This is a genomic window from Anaerocolumna cellulosilytica (genome assembly GCF_014218335.1).
Lineage (GTDB): Bacteria > Bacillota > Clostridia > Lachnospirales > Lachnospiraceae > Anaerocolumna > Anaerocolumna cellulosilytica.
Map to the genome: position 1 here is coordinate 3072910 of NZ_AP023367.1, position 20027 is coordinate 3092936.

A 20027-nucleotide genomic window follows, 5' to 3' on the forward strand; every position below is an offset into this window, starting at 1 on the left:
TAATAATCCGCTGTGGCTGATTCGTTATTAGACTTCTTTATAATCTCCATCTACTACATCATCCGCATAGGTGTCACTTGCACTGCCCTCTTGTGCTCCTGACATATCAGGGGCAGGACCGCCCTGAGTCTGTTCATACAATTTGGCAAATAAAGCCTGTGCGCTTTCCATCAATCTTTCTTTAGCAGCTTTAATATCTTCTACTTCTCCATCAGACATAACTTCAGGATTAGATTTAGCCATTAAATCTTTTAAGTGTTGTAAATCAGTTTCTACTTTTGCTTTATCATCAGCTCCGATTTTGTCTCCGGCTTCACTTAAAGCTTTTTCTGTCTGGAATACCATGGAATCAGCATCGTTTCTTACTTCTACCGCTTCTTTACGTTTCTTATCCTGAGCTTCATACTCAGCAGCTTCTTTTACTGCTTTGTCAATATCTGCATCGGAAAGATTTGATCCACCGGTAATGGTAATGTTTTGTTCTCTTCCTGTTCCTAAATCTTTAGCAGATACATTTAAGATACCATTCGCATCGATATCAAAAGTAACTTCGATTTGAGGAACACCTCGTCTTGCTGGTGGAATTCCATCTAACCTGAATTGTCCAAGGCTCTTATTGTCTTTCGCAAATTGTCTTTCACCCTGTACAACGTTGATATCTACCGCGCTTTGATTGTCTGCTGCAGTTGAGAAAATCTGACTCTTCTTGGTAGGAATTGTTGTGTTTCTTTCAATTAATCTAGTCGCAACGCCACCCATAGTTTCAATGCTTAGGGAAAGTGGTGTTACGTCAAGAAGAAGGATATCTCCTGCACCAGCATCTCCTGCTAATTTACCACCCTGAACGGATGCACCGATAGCTACACATTCGTCTGGATTAAGAGTCTTTGATGGTTCGTGTCCAGTTAATTGTTTCACTTTATCCTGAACAGCAGGGATACGAGTAGAACCACCAACTAATAGTACTTTCTTTAATTCGGATGAAGTAATTCCTGCATCTTTTAAAGCATTCTGAACCGGAGTAGCAGTTCTCTCTACCAAATCATGCGTTAATTCATCAAATTTTGCTCTGGTTAAGTTTAAATCGAAATGCTTTGGTCCTTCTGCTGTTGCAGTGATGAAAGGAAGGTTAATGTTACTTGTAGTTGCTGAGGATAACTCTTTTTTAGCTTTTTCAGCAGCTTCTCTTAATCTCTGCAATGCCATCTTATCTAAAGATAAGTCAACACCTTCTGTTTTCTTAAATTCATCAATCATATATCTAGTGATTCTTTCATCAAAGTCGTCACCACCAAGCTTATTATCACCGGAAGTAGCTAAAACTTCAATTACACCATCACCAATTTCAATAATGGAAACGTCAAAGGTACCACCACCTAAGTCATAAACCATAATTTTTTGCTCGTGTTCATTATCAAGACCATAAGCCAATGCTGCCGCTGTAGGCTCATTAATAATTCTCTTAACATCAAGACCAGCTATTTTTCCAGCGTCTTTTGTTGCCTGTCTTTGTGCGTCATTAAAGTAAGCGGGTACGGTAATAACTGCTTCTGTTACTTTTTCACCTAAATAGCTTTCTGCATCAGCTTTTAATTTTTGAAGAACCATTGCAGAAATCTCCTGTGGTGTAAATTTCTTATCATCAATACTCACTTTATACTCTGTACCCATGTGTCTTTTTATGGATGAGATTGTTTTATCAGAGTTTGTTACTGCCTGACGTTTTGCTGATTCACCTACTAATCTTTCTGCTGTTTTTGTGAATGCAACTACGGAAGGAGTAGTTCTAGCACCTTCTGCATTAGCGATAACAACAGGTTTTCCACCTTCCATTACGGCAACGCATGAATTTGTGGTACCTAAGTCAATTCCTATGATTTTACCCATATATATTTCCTCCTATCATTATTATCAAAGTTTATTTTTATTGATTAAAAGTGAAACTTCATAAACATTTGCTATAGCTTATCAGGCTCCTGTTATGTGAAAGACCCACTTAGAATTATTTAGCGATTGACTAAACAGTTATTAATTTACTACCTTTACCATGCTGTGGCGAACTACTGTGTCTCTGTAGATATAACCCTTTTGGAATTCTTCCGCAACCAGGTTCTCGCCCTGTTCTGCATCCTCCATATGCATCACTGCATTATGGAAATTAGGATCAAATTCCTTTCCAACTGCTTCAATAGGCTTTAATCCGGCTTCTGTTAAAGTTGTTAAAAGCTGTTTATAAATTTTTTCAATACCCTGCGCAAATGCACCTTCTTTTTCTTCCTCTGTTATGGCTCCTAAACCTCTCTCAAAATTATCAATAACCGGAAGTACTCTTTCAATTATGTCTCTTGCTCCAATTTCAAACATTTGGGTTTTTTCTTTTTCTGAGCGTTTACGGAAATTATCAAATTCCGCCATTGTTCGCATTAAGCGATCATTTAACTCATCAATCTTTTCATCCTTTTTATCTTTCTTATCTTTTTTGTCCTTTTTAAAGAAAGATTTACCTGATTTTGTCTCCTCAACACTCTCCTGGTTTTCTGTCTGGGTTTTAGCTTCTTCAACATTTGAGGCAGTACCCTGACTCTCTGTTTTTAAAGTTTCATCCTTTTCTAATTCCATATCCGGATTTATATCTTCAAGCTTTTCATCCACAGAATTTTTCTTATCTTCCACTCTTGTAACCACCTTTCCTTATGTTAGGTTTTCTTCTTAAATATGTCATCCAGCTGAACCATAAGAGTATGCAGCGTGCTGACTACTTTTTCATAATCCATTCGTTTTGGACCTATAATTCCTATTTTGCCATAGACACCTTCTTCAAGTTCATAGGTTGCCGTAACGACTGAACAATCCTTCATGGCTTCTACGGGTGTTTCACTTCCGATATATACCTGTATTCCACCATTGCCACTATCCTCAAGTTTACTGTTGACAAGTTCGGAAAGCTGTTGTTTTTCTTCAAAGGTGCTGATTAATTCCGTAACTTTTCCCATATCACTTAGTTCAGGATACTTCAGAATGTTAGTTGCACCGCTGGTGTATATTTCAACTTCTTCTTCCTCGCTGATAGCCTCCGCAATGGCATCTAAAATATTACTTACCAGACCTGCATAATTCCCGGCCTGCTCTTTTATCTTCTGAATTATGGACATGTTAATTTCAGCCAAATCAAGTCCCTGCAAAAAGGTGTTAAAAACAATATTCAGCTTTAGTATAATTTCTTTGTCCAGGCTATCCTGTATATCGATAATTTTATTTTTTACAATATTACCTTCTATTACAATTACTGCCAGCAATTGGGTACAATCAACTTCGGTTAACTGAATGAACTTAACTTTTTTACTGCGATACTGAGGTTTTGTAACCAAAGTCGCATAGTTGGTATTTACTGCTAGAAGCTTTGCCACCTGCTTTAATAGGAGGTCAATCTTATCAGCTTTTTGCAGAATAAGCTCTTTCATGTTCTCAACTTCCTGTACTTTATCTTCCAACATGGTATCTACATACAAGCGGTAACCTTTATCAGATGGAATACGGCCTGCCGAGGTATGTGGCTGTATTATAAAGCCAAGTTCCTCTAAGTCAGCCATTTCATTTCTTATCGTGGCGGAGCTAAGATTTAAATCAGTATATTTTGAAATTGTCCGGGAACCCACCGGTTCTCCAGTTTCCAGATAATTACGTATAATTGCTTGTAATATCTTCAATTTACGTTCATCCAACTGCATCTAACCCCTCCTGCCATTTTTGATTGTTAGCACTCACTGAGATAGAGTGCTAATATCTTTATACATAAAATAGCACTATCAATTTATTTTGTCAAGTGCTATTTTGGATTTTTTGTGCAATTAAGAATATATTCCTAAAAAACTTTACCATATTTACTAGTATACTATCCGATTGGAATTAGTCCAAGCGGTCGCCGCACAATACACTAAAAGCACTCCCGGATTCACTGCTGTCATCAGCTAATCAAAGAGGAATCTTGACATAACCAAGTTACTTAAATCGGTTCCCTTTTCAGTTAAGTATATTCTTTCACGCTTTGATACAATTAATCCCTCCTCTTCTGATTTTTTCAAAATATCACCGTAGATTTCATCAACAGTCTTTCCAAAATCCCTAAAGAAATCAGCTTTATCAATACCATTACACAATCTAAGTCCTAAAAACATAAATTCTTCCATCTGCTTTTTAACAGTCAGCTGTTCTTTTTCTTTTTTTAACCTTTCAATAGGTAAACTCCCGTTTTTAAAAATCTCAATATAGTCAGTCAGAACAGTCTCCTTTGTGAAACGTTCCTCCTTAATTAAAGAGGCAGACCCCAGCCCAAGTCCAAGATACTCTCCTCTTGTCCAATAAACCAGGTTATGTTTCGCTTCATATCCAGGCTTTGCATAGTTGGATACCTCATAGCGAATATACCCTTGTTCCTCCAAAAAACTTTTGGTTTCTTTGTATATCACTCTGTCCAGCTCCTCATCCTGATCCTCCTCCCGGTATCTTCTATAAAAAGGAGTTCCTTCCTCTAATATCAGACTATATGCAGAAATATGCTCAGGCTTTAGTGCTGCTGCCCTTTCTAATGTGTTCTTCCAGCTCTTTAAACTTTGTCCTGGAAGGGCTGATATCAAGTCAAGATTTATATTTTGAAAGCCTGCCTCTCTTGCCGCTTTATAATTTTCCAAAAACTCTTCATACGTGTGGATGCGTCCCAGCAGTTTCAGTTCTTCATTATCTGTAGACTGTAAACCTATACTAAGACGATTTATGCCTGATTTCTTATATTGTACAAACTTATCATAATTAACTGTCCCCGGATTCACTTCCAGAGTAATCTCTATATTTTCCGGCGAAGCTTTCAAGGAAAAGTTTTTATATACTGCATCTAGTATATTATTGATATGCTCGGCTACCAAAAAAGACGGAGTACCCCCTCCGATAAATATTGTATTTATCAGGTACTCCTCAGCAAATTGCTTATAGCTTTTTATTTCGTTCACTAAAGCATCAACGTATTTGGATTGAATTGCTTTATCTGCAGGACCAGAAAGAAAATCACAATAATCACATTTTTTTTCACAAAATGGTACATGGATATATAGACTTAAATCTCTTTTCATGTAAACTCCCGTATGTGTGCAAAGTGCACCTTATAATAAAGATGTTGAATAACCTTTTTTCAACTTAACTCCCGTATGTGTGCAAAGTACACCTTATAATAAAGATGTTGAAAACCTTTTTTCAACTTAACTCCTGTTAGTGTATTTGACACACGTAGGGACTGTTATAACAACATCATAATCCTACTCTCTCCGTAGATAATGATGTCAATAACAGTCCTTTACTATTATAATTACCTGTTATTTAGTTTTCATCCAATTTCAATACACTCATAAAGGCTTTTTGCGGTATTTCTACATTACCAATCTGACGCATACGTTTCTTACCTTCTTTTTGTTTCTCAAGGAGCTTTCTCTTACGGCTGATATCACCACCATAACATTTTGCAAGAACGTCTTTACGCATTGCCTTAACAGTCTCTCTGGCAATAATTTTACTGCCGATAGCTGCTTGAATAGGTACTTCAAAAAGCTGTCTTGGTATTTCTTCTTTCAGCTTTTCACACATCTTTCTGCCACGTTCATAAGCAGATTCACCATGCACAATAAACGATAAGGCATCTACTTCTTCTTTATTAATCAATATATCCAGTTTTACAAGCTCTGAGCTGACATAACCTTTCATTTCATAGTCAAAAGACGCATAACCTCTGGATCTTGATTTTAAGGCATCAAAAAAATCATATATAATTTCATTTAGAGGCAAATCATACTTAAGCAGTGCTCTGGTAGCTTCCATATACTCCATACCAAGATAGATTCCTCTTCTTTCCTGACACAGACTCATAATTGCACCTACAAATTCTGTCGTAACCATAATCTCTGCACTTACCATAGGTTCTTCCATAAAATCAATTTCTGTCGGTTCAGGCAGATTAGATGGATTGGTTATCTCAAGAACCTGTCCGTCGGTTTTGTGTACTTTATACACAACACCTGGTGCTGTCGTAACAATATCAAGATTATATTCTCTTTCCAATCTCTCCTGGATAATTTCTAAATGCAGCAAACCTAAGAAACCACAGCGAAAACCAAAACCTAATGCAATGGAAGTCTCCGGTTCAAACTGTAATGCTGCATCATTTAATTGGAGCTTTTCAAGCGCATCTCTTAAATCGGGATACTTTGCCCCGTCTGCTGGATACATACCGCAGTAGACCATTGAATTAACCTTTTTATACCCGGGCAGTGCCTGCTTGCAGGGATTTTTTGCATTGGTTACAGTATCACCAACTCTCGTATCCCTTACATTCTTTAAGCTGGCCGTAATATAACCAACCATTCCGGCTGTCAGTTCTTCGCAAGGAATAAACTGTCCCGCCCCAAAGGTTCCAAGTTCCACTACCTCAGCCGTAGCGCCGGTAGCCATCATTTTTATTTCCGTTCCCTTTGCAACCCGACCTTCCATAATTCTGCAAAAGATAATAACTCCCTTGTATGAGTCATATTTTGAGTCAAATATCAATGCTTGTAAAGGTGCATCTACGTCACCCTTTGGAGGCATTATCTTTGCTACAATCTGTTCCAGTACATCCTCAATGTTTAATCCCATTTTAGCAGATATTAAGGGAGCATCCTGAGCTTCCAAACCTATAACATCTTCTATTTCATTAATTACTCTCTCTGGGTCTGCACTTGGAAGGTCTATCTTGTTGATAACAGGTAAGATATCTAAGTTATGGTCTAAAGCCAGATATACATTTGCAAGAGTCTGAGCTTCAATACCCTGGGCAGCATCAACCACCAGAATAGCACCTTCACAGGCAGCCAGACTTCTAGAAACTTCATAATTAAAGTCCACATGTCCGGGAGTATCAATCAGGTTAAAGATATATTCTTCGCCGTCTTTCGTCTTATACACCGTACGCACGGTCTGCGCCTTTATGGTAATACCTCTTTCTCTTTCCAGTTCCATATTATCAAGAACCTGTGCCTGCATTTCCCTGCTGGTAAGCAATCCAGTTTTTTCAATAATGCGGTCGGCCAAGGTTGATTTTCCGTGATCTATATGGGCAATTATGCAAAAATTGCGGATTTTACTTTGTTCAATCATTTATAATTCCTCCTGAGTAGGTGAGTTATTCTGTTGTATTATAGCATAGACCTTGCTTACTTACAAGAAAAACGTCTGGCTTATAATGACAAACCTTCCAGTATTCTTCTGCATTAAAGCCATTAGCCTTCAAATTACTTCTTGCCAGAAGTTTACTCTGCTGCTTCTTCTCCGCTAAGTACATCATGAAGAATTACTGCAAGGTAATCCATCGCATTGTAAGCTTCTTCCACTGTATTTTTATCTGTTCCTACTTCTGCGAGAATGGATTTTTTGCGTAAATGTAAGTTATAACGATAAGCATGAAGATAATTCCGGTACATTAAACCGGGATATAATTCTCTGCCCTTTAACTGTAATTGGAGGCTAAATGCCAAATTATCCTGAAGATTAGGATTGTTAAGGTAGGCAATTTCTCCTTTAGCATTACGGCTTAATCCATTAAAAAGCATGATTTGAGCAGTATTGCTTCCATTGATATTTGCCACTCTTTTATTAGCCCCGTCTCTATGGATATCAATTACAACCTCTATCTCAGGATTTTTTTCCAGAATTTTTTTAACTCCTTCTCCTGCATAATTATAGGCAAGATTTCTATCCAGAGTACCTCCCATAATATCATATTGAGTTTTATCATGGATTACATTATAGCCGTAATTTTCTTTCAGCAATTTAGTTAAATAGGTACCCAGCCCCACCACTGTATCAGCTTCTTTCCCTTTCCTGCTGTCACTAAATCCTTCCTGAGAGTGGGTATGATAAATCAATATCTGTGGTTTGTCCGGAACCGCCTTTAAAGTCATATCTTTTCCTAATAATTTCTTAGCGTCAAACAACTCATCATTCACAGTTGTTGCTGAATCAACGATATAAAAGTTATTGTATAAAAACTGGCGCTTTACTAACTGCTCCACCGTAAAATGCTCTCCATTAATAGAACCCAGTGTCTCTGCTGCATTGTGGGGAACTGTAGCATCTTCTACTTCCAAGTACACTTCTCCGCTGATAATATCTATCGGTATAAAATCATTGGTATTCCCGGCAGCTGAGGTCCCAGTACTAAGAGCTGCAGCCACATCCGTTTCGTCAGTATTTGCCAGAACATTGGATTTCTCCCTCTCAATTCCTTCTAGTATCATTTCCACATACCTGTCATTATTAAACAAGAACCCCTTTGCCAGCGTATTTGTATTAGTTATTTTATTTTCTATGTAATTACTGTAACTGCCGTCATTGGCCTTCGCTATGTACTCATTAATAGGAAATGCACGAATCATTGTATTTAATATAAAATTGTTGCTTTTACTCTCCTCATCAGAGGTTATATAGTCCATAATCGGTATATTAGAAGTCACCATATAATCTGAAATGGACGAAATCATTCTTGCACCTAACGATTTTGCGGATTTTGCCGCTGAATCTCCTCCTAGTATGCGAATTCCTTTTGTAAGTACATTAAGACTTAGGATTAATATAACACTCCATAAAATTATATGAAATAGCCTTGCCGCCCTATATCTATATCTTCTCATATTAATAGCCATGCCCTTTCCAATACCTGCATTACTTTGGATTGCAGGCACATATTTAGGTTTGAAAAATGCAAAGTATCTTTAAACTAACTCCCTCTGTATACTCTATACATACTTGGGCTGCACTTGTACCCCCTGAAAGTCAGGATTACGCCCTACTTACACTCAAATTCCCATGGTGTGTTTTACATATGAACAAGCTTTCTTTACATAAACACCACATTCTATCATATGCAAATATTTGATTTCTGATAACACTTCAAAAGTAATTTAAGAAAAATTTAAGACATGCTCTGGCAGCTTATACTTTATTTCATAAGAATTAATGCTAACTGCCAGAACTAGTTTTCAAACGATTAATTTCAAAAGAATTTCAGGTTATGATTTGTTATGCAAAACATTTATTAAGTGCTTCTGAGATAGTGAAGCTGATTCGTTTAATGGATTCATCTATATTTTTGGGAGTAACAAACATATTATTCATACTTTGCCCCGCCAACTCACTTGTAAACTGGCCGATTTCCTTATCAGAAAAACCCTGCCCTAACATAAACTGTTCCATAGTATCATTTACAATGGTTGCTGCATCCACCACAGTAGGAACTCCTAATGCAATTACATCTACGCCAAGACTCTCTTTGTTTAAGGCTTTGCGGTTATTACCAACCCCTGAACCCGGACTGATACCTGTATCTGTAATCTGCACTGTTTTATTTAAGCGGGTAATACTTCTGGCAGCCAGAGCATCAATTACTATCACGAGTTTTGGCATGGTTTCCCGTACGACACCTCTTAATATTTCACTGGTTTCCATACCTGTCTGTGCCATAACACCCGGTGAAATTGCACTGACATTCCCCATATGATGGTCATCTAAGAATTCTTGTCCAAATTCCTGTTTAAAATGTCTGGTTACAAATAAATTATTCACCACCTGGGGACCAAGAGCGTCGGGAGTAACCTCTCTGTTACCTAAACCTGCTACAAGAACCTCTTTTCTATCGATGTCTCCTGCCAGCATTTTAATATATTTTGCAATTTCTTTAGTTATTGGTTCATGGAAACTTTCGTCTTCCTGTCCCAGTCTTGATGCTTCTATAGTAATATAGGTACCAATCGGCTTTCCCATTGCCTCTGCACCTTTCTGATCCTTTATTTCTACGGTTGTAACCTTAATATTCTTTTTTTTGTCATAGTCTTCTTTTAATATAACTCCTTTTATTTCAACATCATCATCTTTAAAAGTTTCCCTAACTTCCAATGCAAGGTCTGTCCTGACTTTATTCAGAGCTGTAATACTACCTTTTGTTGCTTTGGTTTGTTTTATTTCAGTATCCTTACTGTTATCCATTCTGGGTACCTCACTTTCTCTGCTTCCTGAGTCTCAGAAAGTCTGTTTTTATTTTCTTTATTATATTTTCTTCATTTTTTTTCAAAATATGTATTGACAGATTCAAGCCTATATAATAGTATATAGTGGTATGTTTACATTAGAACGTCCGTGTCCGGATTTAATGAAACAATAATCAAATAATATAAGAGTTGTGGAGGTGTACGATTTGGCTAACATTAAATCTGCAAAGAAAAGAATCACAGTAAATGAAACAAAGGCTTTAAGAAATAAAGCTATTAAATCTAAAGTTAAGACTGTTATAAAGAAAGTTGATGCTGCCGTGGCTGCCGGTGACAAAGAACTTGCTAAAACAAGCTTACTTGTTGCCATTTCTGAAATTGATAGAGCTACTACTAAAGGTGTTTATCACAAGAATACAGCATCCAGAAAAGTGTCTCGTTTAAGCAAAGCTGTTAACGCTATCGCTTAATAAATTATAGAACAGACTGAACTTAACCCATTCAGAGCTGTAGTAAAAAGGCGTCAATTACGACGCCTTTTTTGCTGCATAAAAATATAAGCTTTCATGCCCTTCTATTACTTTGCAACACGTTTTTCAGGAGAAATACCACCACTCATATGATAAATTGGGCTTTCGAGAAAAGAAGCACGCTTTACGGCATCCGACCCTGATGGGAACAGTGTCTGAATTCAAAATCCACAATACTAATTGCTACTACCGCAGCTGATACTCCATCCTTTCTAAGTCTTGTGCAAACTGTTTCTGCCAAGACTAAAAAAACCATTCTGGCAGCATTTCTATTATCTATATCAAAAGGTATAGTTGTAGAATTTCCATAACCTTTGTTCTTAGGTCTTTCATCAATTACATAAGAAGTATCACGACCATTGGCAAAATCATAAATCAATTCACCATATTTTTTAAGGTGTGACCGTAGTATCCCAATATCTGTTCTTGCCAGTTCTCCAATGGTATGGATACCAAGTGTATGCAGTTTTTTCGTAGTGGCCCGTCCTACATAAAATAAGTCAGACACCGGGAGTCTCCACATCTTTTCTTTTATTTCCTTCGGATAAAGAGTATGAACCATGTTAGGCTTTTTTAAGTCAGAAGCCATCTTAGCTAGTAGTTTATTGCAGGAAATTCCGACATTAAAAGTAAAACCTAACTCCTTATATATCCGGTCTTTTATTTCACAAGTTATTTCATAAGGAGACTCATATATATACTTTGTACCAGTCATATCACAATACGCCTCATCAATGCTATATTGTTCCACATTGGGCGAATACTGCTTTAATATAGAAAGAAAAGCTTCAGAGCATCTTTCATACAATTCGTACTGAGGGGGAACAAGAACCAGTTCGGGACATTTTTTACATGCTTCACTTACACTCTCCCCGGTTTGAATGTTATACCGCTTGGCAGGCAAAGATTTCGCCAGAATAATGCCATGCCTTTTCTTTACATCTCCTCCAACTGCCGAAGGAATTGTTCGTAAATCTAACCGTTCTCTTTTTACTTGTATCCGATATACTGCTTCCCAGCTTAAAAATGCTGAATTTACATCTACGTGAAAAATAACTGACTCCATACATACATTCTCCTTTTGCGCTATTATACCAGAATGTATGTTCTGTTTACAATGGAAATACCTTCATTTCATTTTTCCCAACTACTAAGTCTTTCTTTTGTATTGTTTTCCTCTGATAATTAGTCTAAATATTGTGAAATGTGGAAATTTTTCTAAAATAACGAACATTAGTTTTGCATTATCAAAAATTCTATGTTATAATAAAAAAAACAATGAATGCTCTCGAAAACAAATCAATTTTGGGATTTAGACTATATTTTTCATGTAAGTAACAGTTTGGGAATGATGGTTTCCGAGAACATTCAGACTATTTCAGGAGGTTAACATTATGAGCTACGGCAAAATCAGTGCAAAACAAAGAGAAATCTTAGAATATTTAAAATCACAAATAATAAACAGGGGATATCCTCCTGCAGTAAGGGAAATTTGCGAAGCTGTTAAATTAAAATCAACCTCTTCCGTTCATTCTCATTTAGAAACTTTAGAAAAAAACGGTTATATCCGAAGAGACCCTTCCAAACCCAGAGCAATTGAAATAATGGACGACGGTTTTAATTTAACCAGAAGAGAACTGGTTAATGTACCTATTGTAGGAACGATAACAGCAGGCCAACCCATATTAGCTGTAGAAAATGTAGAAGGCTATTTTCCGGTTCCTACCGAATATATGCCCAATGAAGAAACTTTTATGCTTAAAGTAAAAGGTGAGAGTATGATAAATTCTGGTATCTTTGATGGAGACAAAATTCTTGTACAAAGGCAGAATACTGCCTCTAACGGTGATATCGTTGTTGCGTTATTAGATGATTCTGTTACTGTTAAAACCTTTTATAAAGAAGATGGATACTATCGTCTACAGCCTGAAAATGATACAATGGATCCAATCATTGTTTCAGAATTAGAAATTTTAGGAAAAGTAATAGGATTGTTCCGTCTTTTTCAATAATTCTACCGTTACCACATCTATTAAAATACATATAAAAGGCTTCCCTAGCTTTGATTACCTAAAGGAGCAGCCTGGAAGCCTTTTTACTAGTCCAGTATATAACCAGTTGATTTATTAATGTATTCTCCTGTTATAACACGTTCTGAATTTACTTCTAATCGTGTTATAATGTCTAACCCTGCTTTTCGTTTTATCTCTTTCAGTGCTTTTGTGAAGCATGGCGGTCTTGTGGTCATGTTATGACAATCACTACCTAGCAGATCAATATAACCTGCTTGCAGGTATTTAATTACTAAACGAGATGTTCTCTTCTCTATTACGGAAGAAGTATTTGTCTGTATCAAACATCCCATATCTCTAAGTCTTTTCAATATTCCAGTATTTTTTAAAATGGGCTTATACCTCTCTATATGCGCAATAATAGGAATTATACCATAGTAGTTTATCAATTGTCGGACATAGAATTCATTTTTGGTATCCCATGTTTTATTAATGGGAAATTCGATAAGTAAGTATCTGGTATCTCCAATGCATAGAGGGCTAATATCCTTATAATGAAACAGATATTCATGCAAGAAAATTTCACTGCCAGGAATTAATTTTACTCCACTATTTTGTATTGATTGCACTGCCCCCTCCCTTGCTTTTAAAAAATCTTCCATAGACACTTCTGCCGGATTAAAGTGAGGTGTACATACTGCAGTAATGATTCCTTGTTCAGCCAAACTTTTTGTCATAAGTAAGGCCTCCTCTATATTAGACGCTCCATCATCAATTCCTGGTAATAAATGAGTGTGTACATCAATCATCGTTGTTTCCTGCGTTATAATAGTAATAGCGGGATTTATAGCTTTTTCCGGAATTATGAGCCACCCCATTTAAAACAAAGCCTAACAAATTTGTCTCCGCAAACTTATATTTTGTAAGTGCACCCTCTATATTTGGATGAGATGTCATTCCTTCTCTTACTACCAATACTACTCCGTCCACCAGTTTAACAAGACTTAATGAATCTGATACCACATTAACCGGAGGAGTATCCATTATTATATAGTCGTATTCCTTTTCCAGTTTCTGAATTAAGTCTTCCATCTGCTTACTTGCCATAAGTTCCGTGGGATTTGGCGGAATAGATCCCATTGGCATAACATATAAGTTGTCATGTGAAGTACTGTAAATAGTCTCTTCTACATCAATCATGCCGGAAAGGCAATCACTGATACCAGGAGAACTCTTTATTCCAAAAAAGTTATGCAGCCGCCCTTTTCTTAAATCACAATCTAATACTAATACTCTACTATTAGTTTGAGCTATGGTTATTGCTATATTTGTACTCGTAGTACTTTTTCCATCCTCGGGAACCGGACTGCTGACAATTATTTTTTTACAACCTTCTTTTCGCAGTGAAAAACGAAGGTTCGTACGAAATGCTTTATATGCCTCCGTAACTAAAAACTTTGTATTTTCATCTATAGGTCTATCTGTTTTTTGTTGTTCCGATTTCTGTAATTTGGCCATAATTCTTTTTACTGCAGTTCTCTCTCTGCTAATTTCGTCAAAGCTAGGAATATTTCCAAGTACCGGCATACTGTATTTCTTTGTTAGATCTTCCTGATTTTTCACATTAACATCAATGATTTCCCATATAAAAGAAGCCGCCACCGATATAATAAAACCCAGAAATCCACCTATTAATGCATTCAATAAAATATTGGGTTCTGAGGGGGATGTGGGCAGTACAACCGGATCTACAACGCTTATTTCCGCAGTGTCTTTTATGCTCTTAATCAGTCTAGGTGCTACCTCCTGCATCACACGTACCAATTGATACGAATCATCCGGACTATGAGAAGTAACGCTAACTTGAAATATTTCGGTGTTATTAACAGCGTATATATTGGTCATATTTCGAATTTCTTCCGGTGTATATTCTAACCTACTTCTATCTGCAACCTGTTTATAGAATACTTTTGTCTTCAAAAAATTAATATATGTTGTAACCACCTTTTGCGCATAATCTAATTCAGATAAGGTGGCAGTTGTAGCTTCTTTATCATTCGGATTTACATATAATTGCACACTTGCCGTATAGGAAGGCTGAACGATAAAGCTGCTAACCAGAAGAAATAAAAATAACCCCGAAAAAGTGCATACAGATATTAACAAAAATCTCTTTACCATCAATGCAGCAATTTCTTTAAAAGAAAATTCCATTTATTTAATCCTCCGCTTATATATTGTAATCTTACACTTGACGTCTGCTATAATTTATTCTACGTTTATAGTTATATAGCTATAATATGACATTTACTAAGTTCTGTGTTTAAGTTCAGTGAAAAAAGAAAAGCTGTAGTAAAATATTAAACATACACCGGAATTTATCCGCTTGTAAATTTAACACTTACTACAGCCTAGAATCAATTAAGTCTAAAAGAAGATTGCCTAATCTTCTAATTGTTCTTTACTTACTAACTTCCCATCTCTCCAGATTCTTTCCAAATCATAAAATAATCTGTCTTCCTGCGAGAAAATGTGAACTACAACATCACCATAATCCAATAATACCCAACTAGCAGAACGTACTCCTTCTATTCTTTTTGGTTCATAGCCGTGTTTTGAAAGCTCCTGCTGAACATTATCCACTAAAGCCTGTACCTGTGAAGAGTTCGTACCGTTTGCAATAATAAAATAATCAGCTATTACGGATATATCTCCAATTTCAATAACTTTTATATCCTCCGCCTTTTTATCATCAAGTGCTTTATAGGTAAGCTTTGCCATGTCTTTTGAAATATTCATTTTGTTTCTCCTCTCAAATATTACAACAATTCTGTAATATAATTTTTAGTAATCTAGCAGGCTTCTAATACCATATATCAAAACCTGTTTTTATAAAATTCATAAGCTCTTTTTGTCATTTCATCTATCTCTTGGCCTTTTTCCTCAAGATAAGATAAAGTGTTTGAGAGAATTAAAAGAACTGCTTTATCTAAATCTGAAAATGCGGTCTCACGAATAGTATTCAGCTCCGGAATACGGTCTGCACCACGACCGGGCTCTATATAATCTGCAACAAATAAAATCTTTTCCAACAAAGCCATATCCGGTTTTCCTGTGGTATGATAAACAATCGCTGAAAGGACTTCCTTATCAGTTATATTGTATTTTTGACTAGCATAGTAAGCTCCCAGCTTTCCGTGCAGCAGGTAAACATTACGCCTTTCAACCTCAGATATACCTAAATCATATTTTTCACACTCCGACAGCAAAACTTCATTCTTTAAGTTTTTAGCGCAGTCATGAAGTAATCCTGCTAGTATCGCCTTATCACAATCCCCTCCATAGCGAGCAGCCAGCGAAAGGCTCATAGCTTGGACACCAAGAGAATGGTAAAATCTTTTTTCTGTCAGTATTTTAGATAACTTATGCTGTAAAATATATATGTCATAATTCATCGGCAGCCTCCCTTATCGGGTCAATCACCCTGATATAAATGGTTATCTACTATATAATTATAAACTGTCTCCGGTACATAGTATCGTATAGACTTTCCCTGCTTTCTCTTCTCTCTTAAATCTCTTGAAGATATATCTAGATTCGGTGTAGCTAATAGTTGAATATCCGTATTATATTTTTTACTCAGATATGCTATCTGATCTTTATAACCTTCTATCGTTTCATATCCCCTGACAGCTACCGCAACACGACTTAAGGAAAGTATTTTATTCGGCTTCCACCAAGTTTCCAACTGAAATAAAGAATCTCCACCCATAATAAAATAATATGCATCTTTAGGATTTTGGGAACTTAGTTCCTCCAGCGTATCCGCAGTATAAGTAACCCCTTCCCTGTTCAGTTCTGCATAAGACAACACAAAATGCGGGTTATCTTGAATAGCCAGTTGAACCATTTGAATCCGATGTTCATCACTTACTATAGATTCATGCATTTTATGGGGAGGCTTTTTGGAAGGCATAAATAAAATTTTGTCTAAGCCTAACTGTTCATATGCAGTTTCTGCTAATATTAAATGTGCAGTATGGACAGGGTTAAATGTTCCGCCCATAATACCGATTTTACTCATGTCAGATTTGCCCTTTCCTATTTTGCCTCAGTCTATTATAAAACGCGGTTAAAAGTTATGCTTTTTTTATTTTTTTATCTACCGGCAGTTCAATCTTTTTCTTATTTTTAGATTCCTTATAAAGCACAAATTTTTTACCGATAACCTGAACCACTTCCGAACGTGTTCTTTCAGCAACAACCTGCGCTATTTCTTTCGGATCATCCAAGCAATTCTTTAAAACGGTAACTTTTATCAATTCTCTGGCTTCTAAAGCCTCTTTAAGCCCTTCTGTAATCTCTGGTGTTAAGCTGGATTTACCCACCTGATAAATAGGCTCAATATTCATAGCCAGACCCTTTAAATAAGCTCTTTGCTTACTTGTCATAACTTCTTATCTCCTTTTATTACATTAACATTCTAAAGCTTCCTATTTATAATAATCAAAGTGCAGACCATACATCCTAACAGTATCGCCTTCCTGAATATCTAAAGCTTCTAACTCAGCCAGAATTCCACTCTCTTTTAAAAAGCGTTGGAAAAATTCAAACCCTTTTTCTGAATCCAGATTTGTATAACCAAGCATTCTCTCAATTCTGGGACCTTCCACTACAAAAGTATGCTCATTTTCTTTCTCCACAGTATAAGGTTCATTGGAGAAATCCATATTTTCAGGAAAGAATTCTTTCTCAAATACAATCGGGGTATCATCCAGAGTATCTAAAAGTTCTTTTACAGAATATAATAATTCCTTAATTCCTTTACCGCTGACTGCTGATATGGGAAAGACTTTAATTCCTTGAGGTTCAAAAGCTTCCTTTAATCTAGAAACCGCCTCTTCCTCCTCTTCTCCATAAAGTACATCTAATTTATTAGCAGCAATTACCTGTGGTCTGTGAGCCAGTTCCTCATTATACGCAGTTAACTCACCGTTAATGATTTTAATATCTTCTACCGGGTCTCTACCTTCTGTAGCCGCAGCATCTACCAGATGTATAATAACCTTGGTACGCTCAATATGCTTTAGGAATTCATGACCGAGTCCTACCCCTTCCGATGCTCCTTCAATTAATCCTGGAATATCCGCAATTACAAAACCATCATTATCATCTAAATCAACTACACCCAAATTAGGATTTAAAGTTGTAAAATGATAATTGGCAATTTTAGGCTTTGCATTTGTCACTCTTGATAATAAAGTAGATTTACCCACATTGGGAAATCCTACCAATCCGACATCTGCAATTACCTTAAGCTCTAAAGTAACATCTAATTCCCGTCCCTGCTGGCCCGGTTGTGCGTATTTAGGTACCTGCATGGTAGGTGTAGCATAGTGTTGGTTACCTTTACCACCCCTGCCTCCTTTTAAGATGATTTCTCTGCGGTTTCCATGGGACATATCCGCGATTACCTTACCGGTTTCCGTATCTTTAATGACTGTTCCTTCTGGCACTTTCAGGATGAGATCTTCTGCATCCTTACCATGGCAGCGTTTTTTACTTCCGTTTTCACCGTCCTTGGCAATAAATTTTTTTGTGAAACGAAAATCAGATAACGTATTTAATCCTTCATCTACTTCAAAGATTAAATCTCCGCCTCTGCCGCCGTCTCCACCGTCAGGCCCTCCGGCAGGAACGAATATCTCTCTACGAAAGCTTACATGACCGTCTCCGCCTTTGCCCGAACGTATATATATTTTAGCACTATCTGCAAACACTTTTATCACCTCTTGTTTTACTTGGTAAATCAGCTTCCCGAATAAAGCCGAAACCTATGGTTTCAATGTTCTTATTATAATAGGACATAACAAAAATTACAAGAAAAATCCTACCATACCGTTATTCTGTTCCTCTATAAGTTAGTATCTCCAAGGATTCACATTAAAACTCAAAATCCAAAATCCATTTACTGTAAATACCATTTATGATATAACCTAAATACTGCTTCTCCTTAATATATAAGGATTCCCATATATCAATTTTTTACATTTATTTAATATATAAGAAGTTCTTATATATTAAGGCTTTTTATGACCTCAACCCTTTATTTAGGATAGGTATATCTATATATGAAGCGATTCATAATTTACATAATAATCTTATTGCTATGTTCCTTTTCAATAAGATTTAATACTTGCAAAAGGATAAAAGAAACCCCATATTCATGATTTAATCAAGAATTTGGGGTTCATAATCATCTCATATTATTTTGATTCTACAGGGTATACAGAAGCTTGTTTCTTATCTCTGCCTTTTCTTTCGAATCTAACAACACCATCTACCAATGCGAATAAAGTATCATCTCCGCCACGTCCAACGTTATTGCCTGGATGAATTTTAGTTCCGCGTTGTCTGTAAAGGATGTTACCAGCTAATACAAATTGTCCATCAGCTCTTTTCGCACCTAATCTTTTGGATTCGGAATCTCTACCATTCTTAGTAGAACCAACACCCTTTTTATGAGCGAAAAATTGAAGGTTCATCTTTAACATAACCTACACCTCCTTGAATAATTGCCGCAGAATAACTACATATCCTGCTAAACCAAATTGATATATTTCTGTCCGTAATCCTCCGCAATTCCCTGTAAACCAAGAAATAAGGAGTTCAACAATAAATTAGACTCATTACTAAGTTCTGAAACTATCCTAAAATCAATCTGACCTTTTTTTTGATTTTGTTTCAAATCAAAAGTATCAGTTGTAAAATGCTCTATAGAATTCACGGTATTAATTATCAGTGCTGAAACTGCTGCACAAACAATATCCTGTCCGCTATCAGCGTAACCGGCATGTCCCAAGCTATTGAACCCGATAATTTTACCTTCTGCATTCTTATATACGGATATTTTAATCATTTCACTTACCTTAGGTATTAAGCGTTGATTTTTTCGATCTTAACCTTAGTATATGGCTGTCTGTGACCGTTTTTCTTGTGGTATCCGGATTTTCTCTTGTAACGATAAACAATAACTTTTTTGTTCTTGCCTTCTTCTACTACTGTTGCTGTAACAGTTGCATTCGCTACAGTAGGATTACCTACTACTAATTCACCGTTGTTAACTACAAGTACCTGGTCAAAGGACACAGTTGCACCAGCTTCTACACCAAGCTTTTCTACTTTAATGATATCGCCTTCGGCTACTTTGTACTGTTTACCACCTGTTGCTATAATTGCGTACATATGGCACCTCCTATTATCATTACTCGCCAACTACGGTATCTGCCCAAAAGACAGCGTTTTAAAACCTCGTTGTGCGGCACACTAAAGTATGATAACATATACGGTAGTATTTGTCAATGAAAAAAACGACTGACATATAAAAAATTAACCGCTGACATGTTATTTATTGTCACCGGTTA

At 36.5% G+C, this 20027-nt stretch carries 20 protein-coding genes; 2 read left to right on the top strand and 18 right to left on the bottom strand.

Features of this window, described 5'->3' with window-relative positions:
* Positions 1-27 precede the first annotated feature (27 nt).
* The 7 genes from dnaK to gpr form a co-directional block, all read right to left on the bottom strand.
* Entirely contained in the window at positions 28-1887 is a 1860-nt protein-coding gene (gene dnaK / locus acsn021_RS12605) for a molecular chaperone DnaK (protein WP_184088688.1), read from the bottom strand.
* 141 nt (positions 1888-2028) lie between these two features.
* Complete coding sequence (gene grpE, locus acsn021_RS12610) at positions 2029-2619, bottom strand: nucleotide exchange factor GrpE (RefSeq protein WP_184090016.1); 591 nt, start codon at positions 2617-2619, stop codon at positions 2029-2031.
* 77 nt (positions 2620-2696) lie between these two features.
* Positions 2697-3728 carry a heat-inducible transcriptional repressor HrcA gene (hrcA, locus tag acsn021_RS12615; RefSeq protein WP_184088685.1) on the bottom strand — a complete coding sequence of 344 codons (1032 nt, stop codon included), beginning with the start codon at positions 3726-3728 and terminating at the stop codon, positions 2697-2699.
* A gap of 240 nt (positions 3729-3968) precedes the next feature.
* Positions 3969-5123 carry a radical SAM family heme chaperone HemW gene (gene hemW, locus acsn021_RS12620; protein ID WP_184088683.1) on the bottom strand — a complete coding sequence of 385 codons (1155 nt, stop codon included), beginning with the start codon at positions 5121-5123 and terminating at the stop codon, positions 3969-3971.
* 244 nt (positions 5124-5367) lie between these two features.
* Complete coding sequence (lepA, locus tag acsn021_RS12625) at positions 5368-7176, bottom strand: translation elongation factor 4 (RefSeq protein WP_184088681.1); 1809 nt, start codon at positions 7174-7176, stop codon at positions 5368-5370.
* A gap of 152 nt (positions 7177-7328) precedes the next feature.
* Complete coding sequence (gene spoIIP, locus acsn021_RS12630) at positions 7329-8720, bottom strand: stage II sporulation protein P (RefSeq protein WP_243167742.1); 1392 nt, start codon at positions 8718-8720, stop codon at positions 7329-7331.
* A 376-nt stretch (positions 8721-9096) separates the two neighbouring features.
* Complete coding sequence (gene gpr, locus acsn021_RS12635) at positions 9097-10059, bottom strand: GPR endopeptidase (protein ID WP_184088679.1); 963 nt, start codon at positions 10057-10059, stop codon at positions 9097-9099.
* A gap of 208 nt (positions 10060-10267) precedes the next feature.
* Between gpr and rpsT the strand changes: the two genes are divergently transcribed.
* Positions 10268-10531, top strand: a complete 264-nt coding sequence (rpsT, locus tag acsn021_RS12640) for a 30S ribosomal protein S20 (RefSeq protein WP_184088677.1) — start codon at positions 10268-10270, stop codon at positions 10529-10531.
* 184 nt (positions 10532-10715) lie between these two features.
* Here the strand turns inward: rpsT and acsn021_RS12645 are convergent, their stop codons facing one another.
* Positions 10716-11657 (bottom strand): DNA polymerase Y family protein, encoded by a 942-nt coding sequence (locus acsn021_RS12645; RefSeq protein ID WP_184088675.1) that lies wholly within the window; start codon positions 11655-11657, stop codon positions 10716-10718.
* A 328-nt stretch (positions 11658-11985) separates the two neighbouring features.
* Between acsn021_RS12645 and lexA the strand changes: the two genes are divergently transcribed.
* On the top strand, positions 11986-12603 hold the full coding sequence (lexA, locus tag acsn021_RS12650) for a transcriptional repressor LexA (protein ID WP_184088672.1): 618 nt from the start codon (positions 11986-11988) through the stop codon (positions 12601-12603).
* An 86-nt stretch (positions 12604-12689) separates the two neighbouring features.
* Here lexA and acsn021_RS12655 read toward each other — a convergent pair whose 3' ends face one another.
* The 10 genes from acsn021_RS12655 to rplU all read right to left on the bottom strand — a co-directional run bounded on the left by acsn021_RS12655 (position 12690) and on the right by rplU (position 19848).
* Positions 12690-13481 carry a tyrosine-protein phosphatase gene (locus acsn021_RS12655; RefSeq protein WP_330603064.1) on the bottom strand — a complete coding sequence of 264 codons (792 nt, stop codon included), beginning with the start codon at positions 13479-13481 and terminating at the stop codon, positions 12690-12692.
* A complete protein-coding gene (locus acsn021_RS12660) occupies positions 13405-14817 on the bottom strand; it encodes a polysaccharide biosynthesis tyrosine autokinase (RefSeq protein WP_184088666.1) in 1413 nt (470 codons plus the stop codon). The genes acsn021_RS12655 and acsn021_RS12660 overlap by 77 nt, the downstream gene beginning before the upstream one ends.
* Positions 14818-15045: 228 nt before the next feature.
* Positions 15046-15402 carry a ribosome silencing factor gene (rsfS, locus tag acsn021_RS12665; RefSeq protein ID WP_184088663.1) on the bottom strand — a complete coding sequence of 119 codons (357 nt, stop codon included), beginning with the start codon at positions 15400-15402 and terminating at the stop codon, positions 15046-15048.
* 77 nt (positions 15403-15479) lie between these two features.
* Positions 15480-16058: a bis(5'-nucleosyl)-tetraphosphatase (symmetrical) YqeK gene (gene yqeK / locus acsn021_RS12670; protein WP_184088660.1), complete on the bottom strand. Its 579-nt coding sequence runs from the start codon at positions 16056-16058 to the stop codon at positions 15480-15482.
* 20 nt (positions 16059-16078) lie between these two features.
* Positions 16079-16687, bottom strand: a complete 609-nt coding sequence (gene nadD / locus acsn021_RS12675) for a nicotinate-nucleotide adenylyltransferase (RefSeq protein ID WP_184088657.1) — start codon at positions 16685-16687, stop codon at positions 16079-16081.
* Between the two features lie 55 nt (positions 16688-16742).
* The gene (yhbY, locus tag acsn021_RS12680) at positions 16743-17054 is read right to left on the bottom strand and encodes a ribosome assembly RNA-binding protein YhbY (protein WP_184088655.1); all 312 of its coding nucleotides are present in this window, start codon (positions 17052-17054) and stop codon (positions 16743-16745) included.
* Between the two features lie 42 nt (positions 17055-17096).
* The gene (gene obgE / locus acsn021_RS12685) at positions 17097-18383 is read right to left on the bottom strand and encodes a GTPase ObgE (RefSeq protein WP_184088653.1); all 1287 of its coding nucleotides are present in this window, start codon (positions 18381-18383) and stop codon (positions 17097-17099) included.
* A gap of 486 nt (positions 18384-18869) precedes the next feature.
* Positions 18870-19157 (bottom strand): 50S ribosomal protein L27, encoded by a 288-nt coding sequence (gene rpmA / locus acsn021_RS12690; RefSeq protein WP_161839164.1) that lies wholly within the window; start codon positions 19155-19157, stop codon positions 18870-18872.
* A 47-nt stretch (positions 19158-19204) separates the two neighbouring features.
* A complete protein-coding gene (locus acsn021_RS12695; RefSeq protein ID WP_184088651.1) occupies positions 19205-19522 on the bottom strand; it encodes a ribosomal-processing cysteine protease Prp in 318 nt (105 codons plus the stop codon).
* A gap of 17 nt (positions 19523-19539) precedes the next feature.
* Entirely contained in the window at positions 19540-19848 is a 309-nt protein-coding gene (gene rplU, locus acsn021_RS12700; protein WP_184088649.1) for a 50S ribosomal protein L21, read from the bottom strand.
* Positions 19849-20027: the final 179 nt, after the last annotated feature.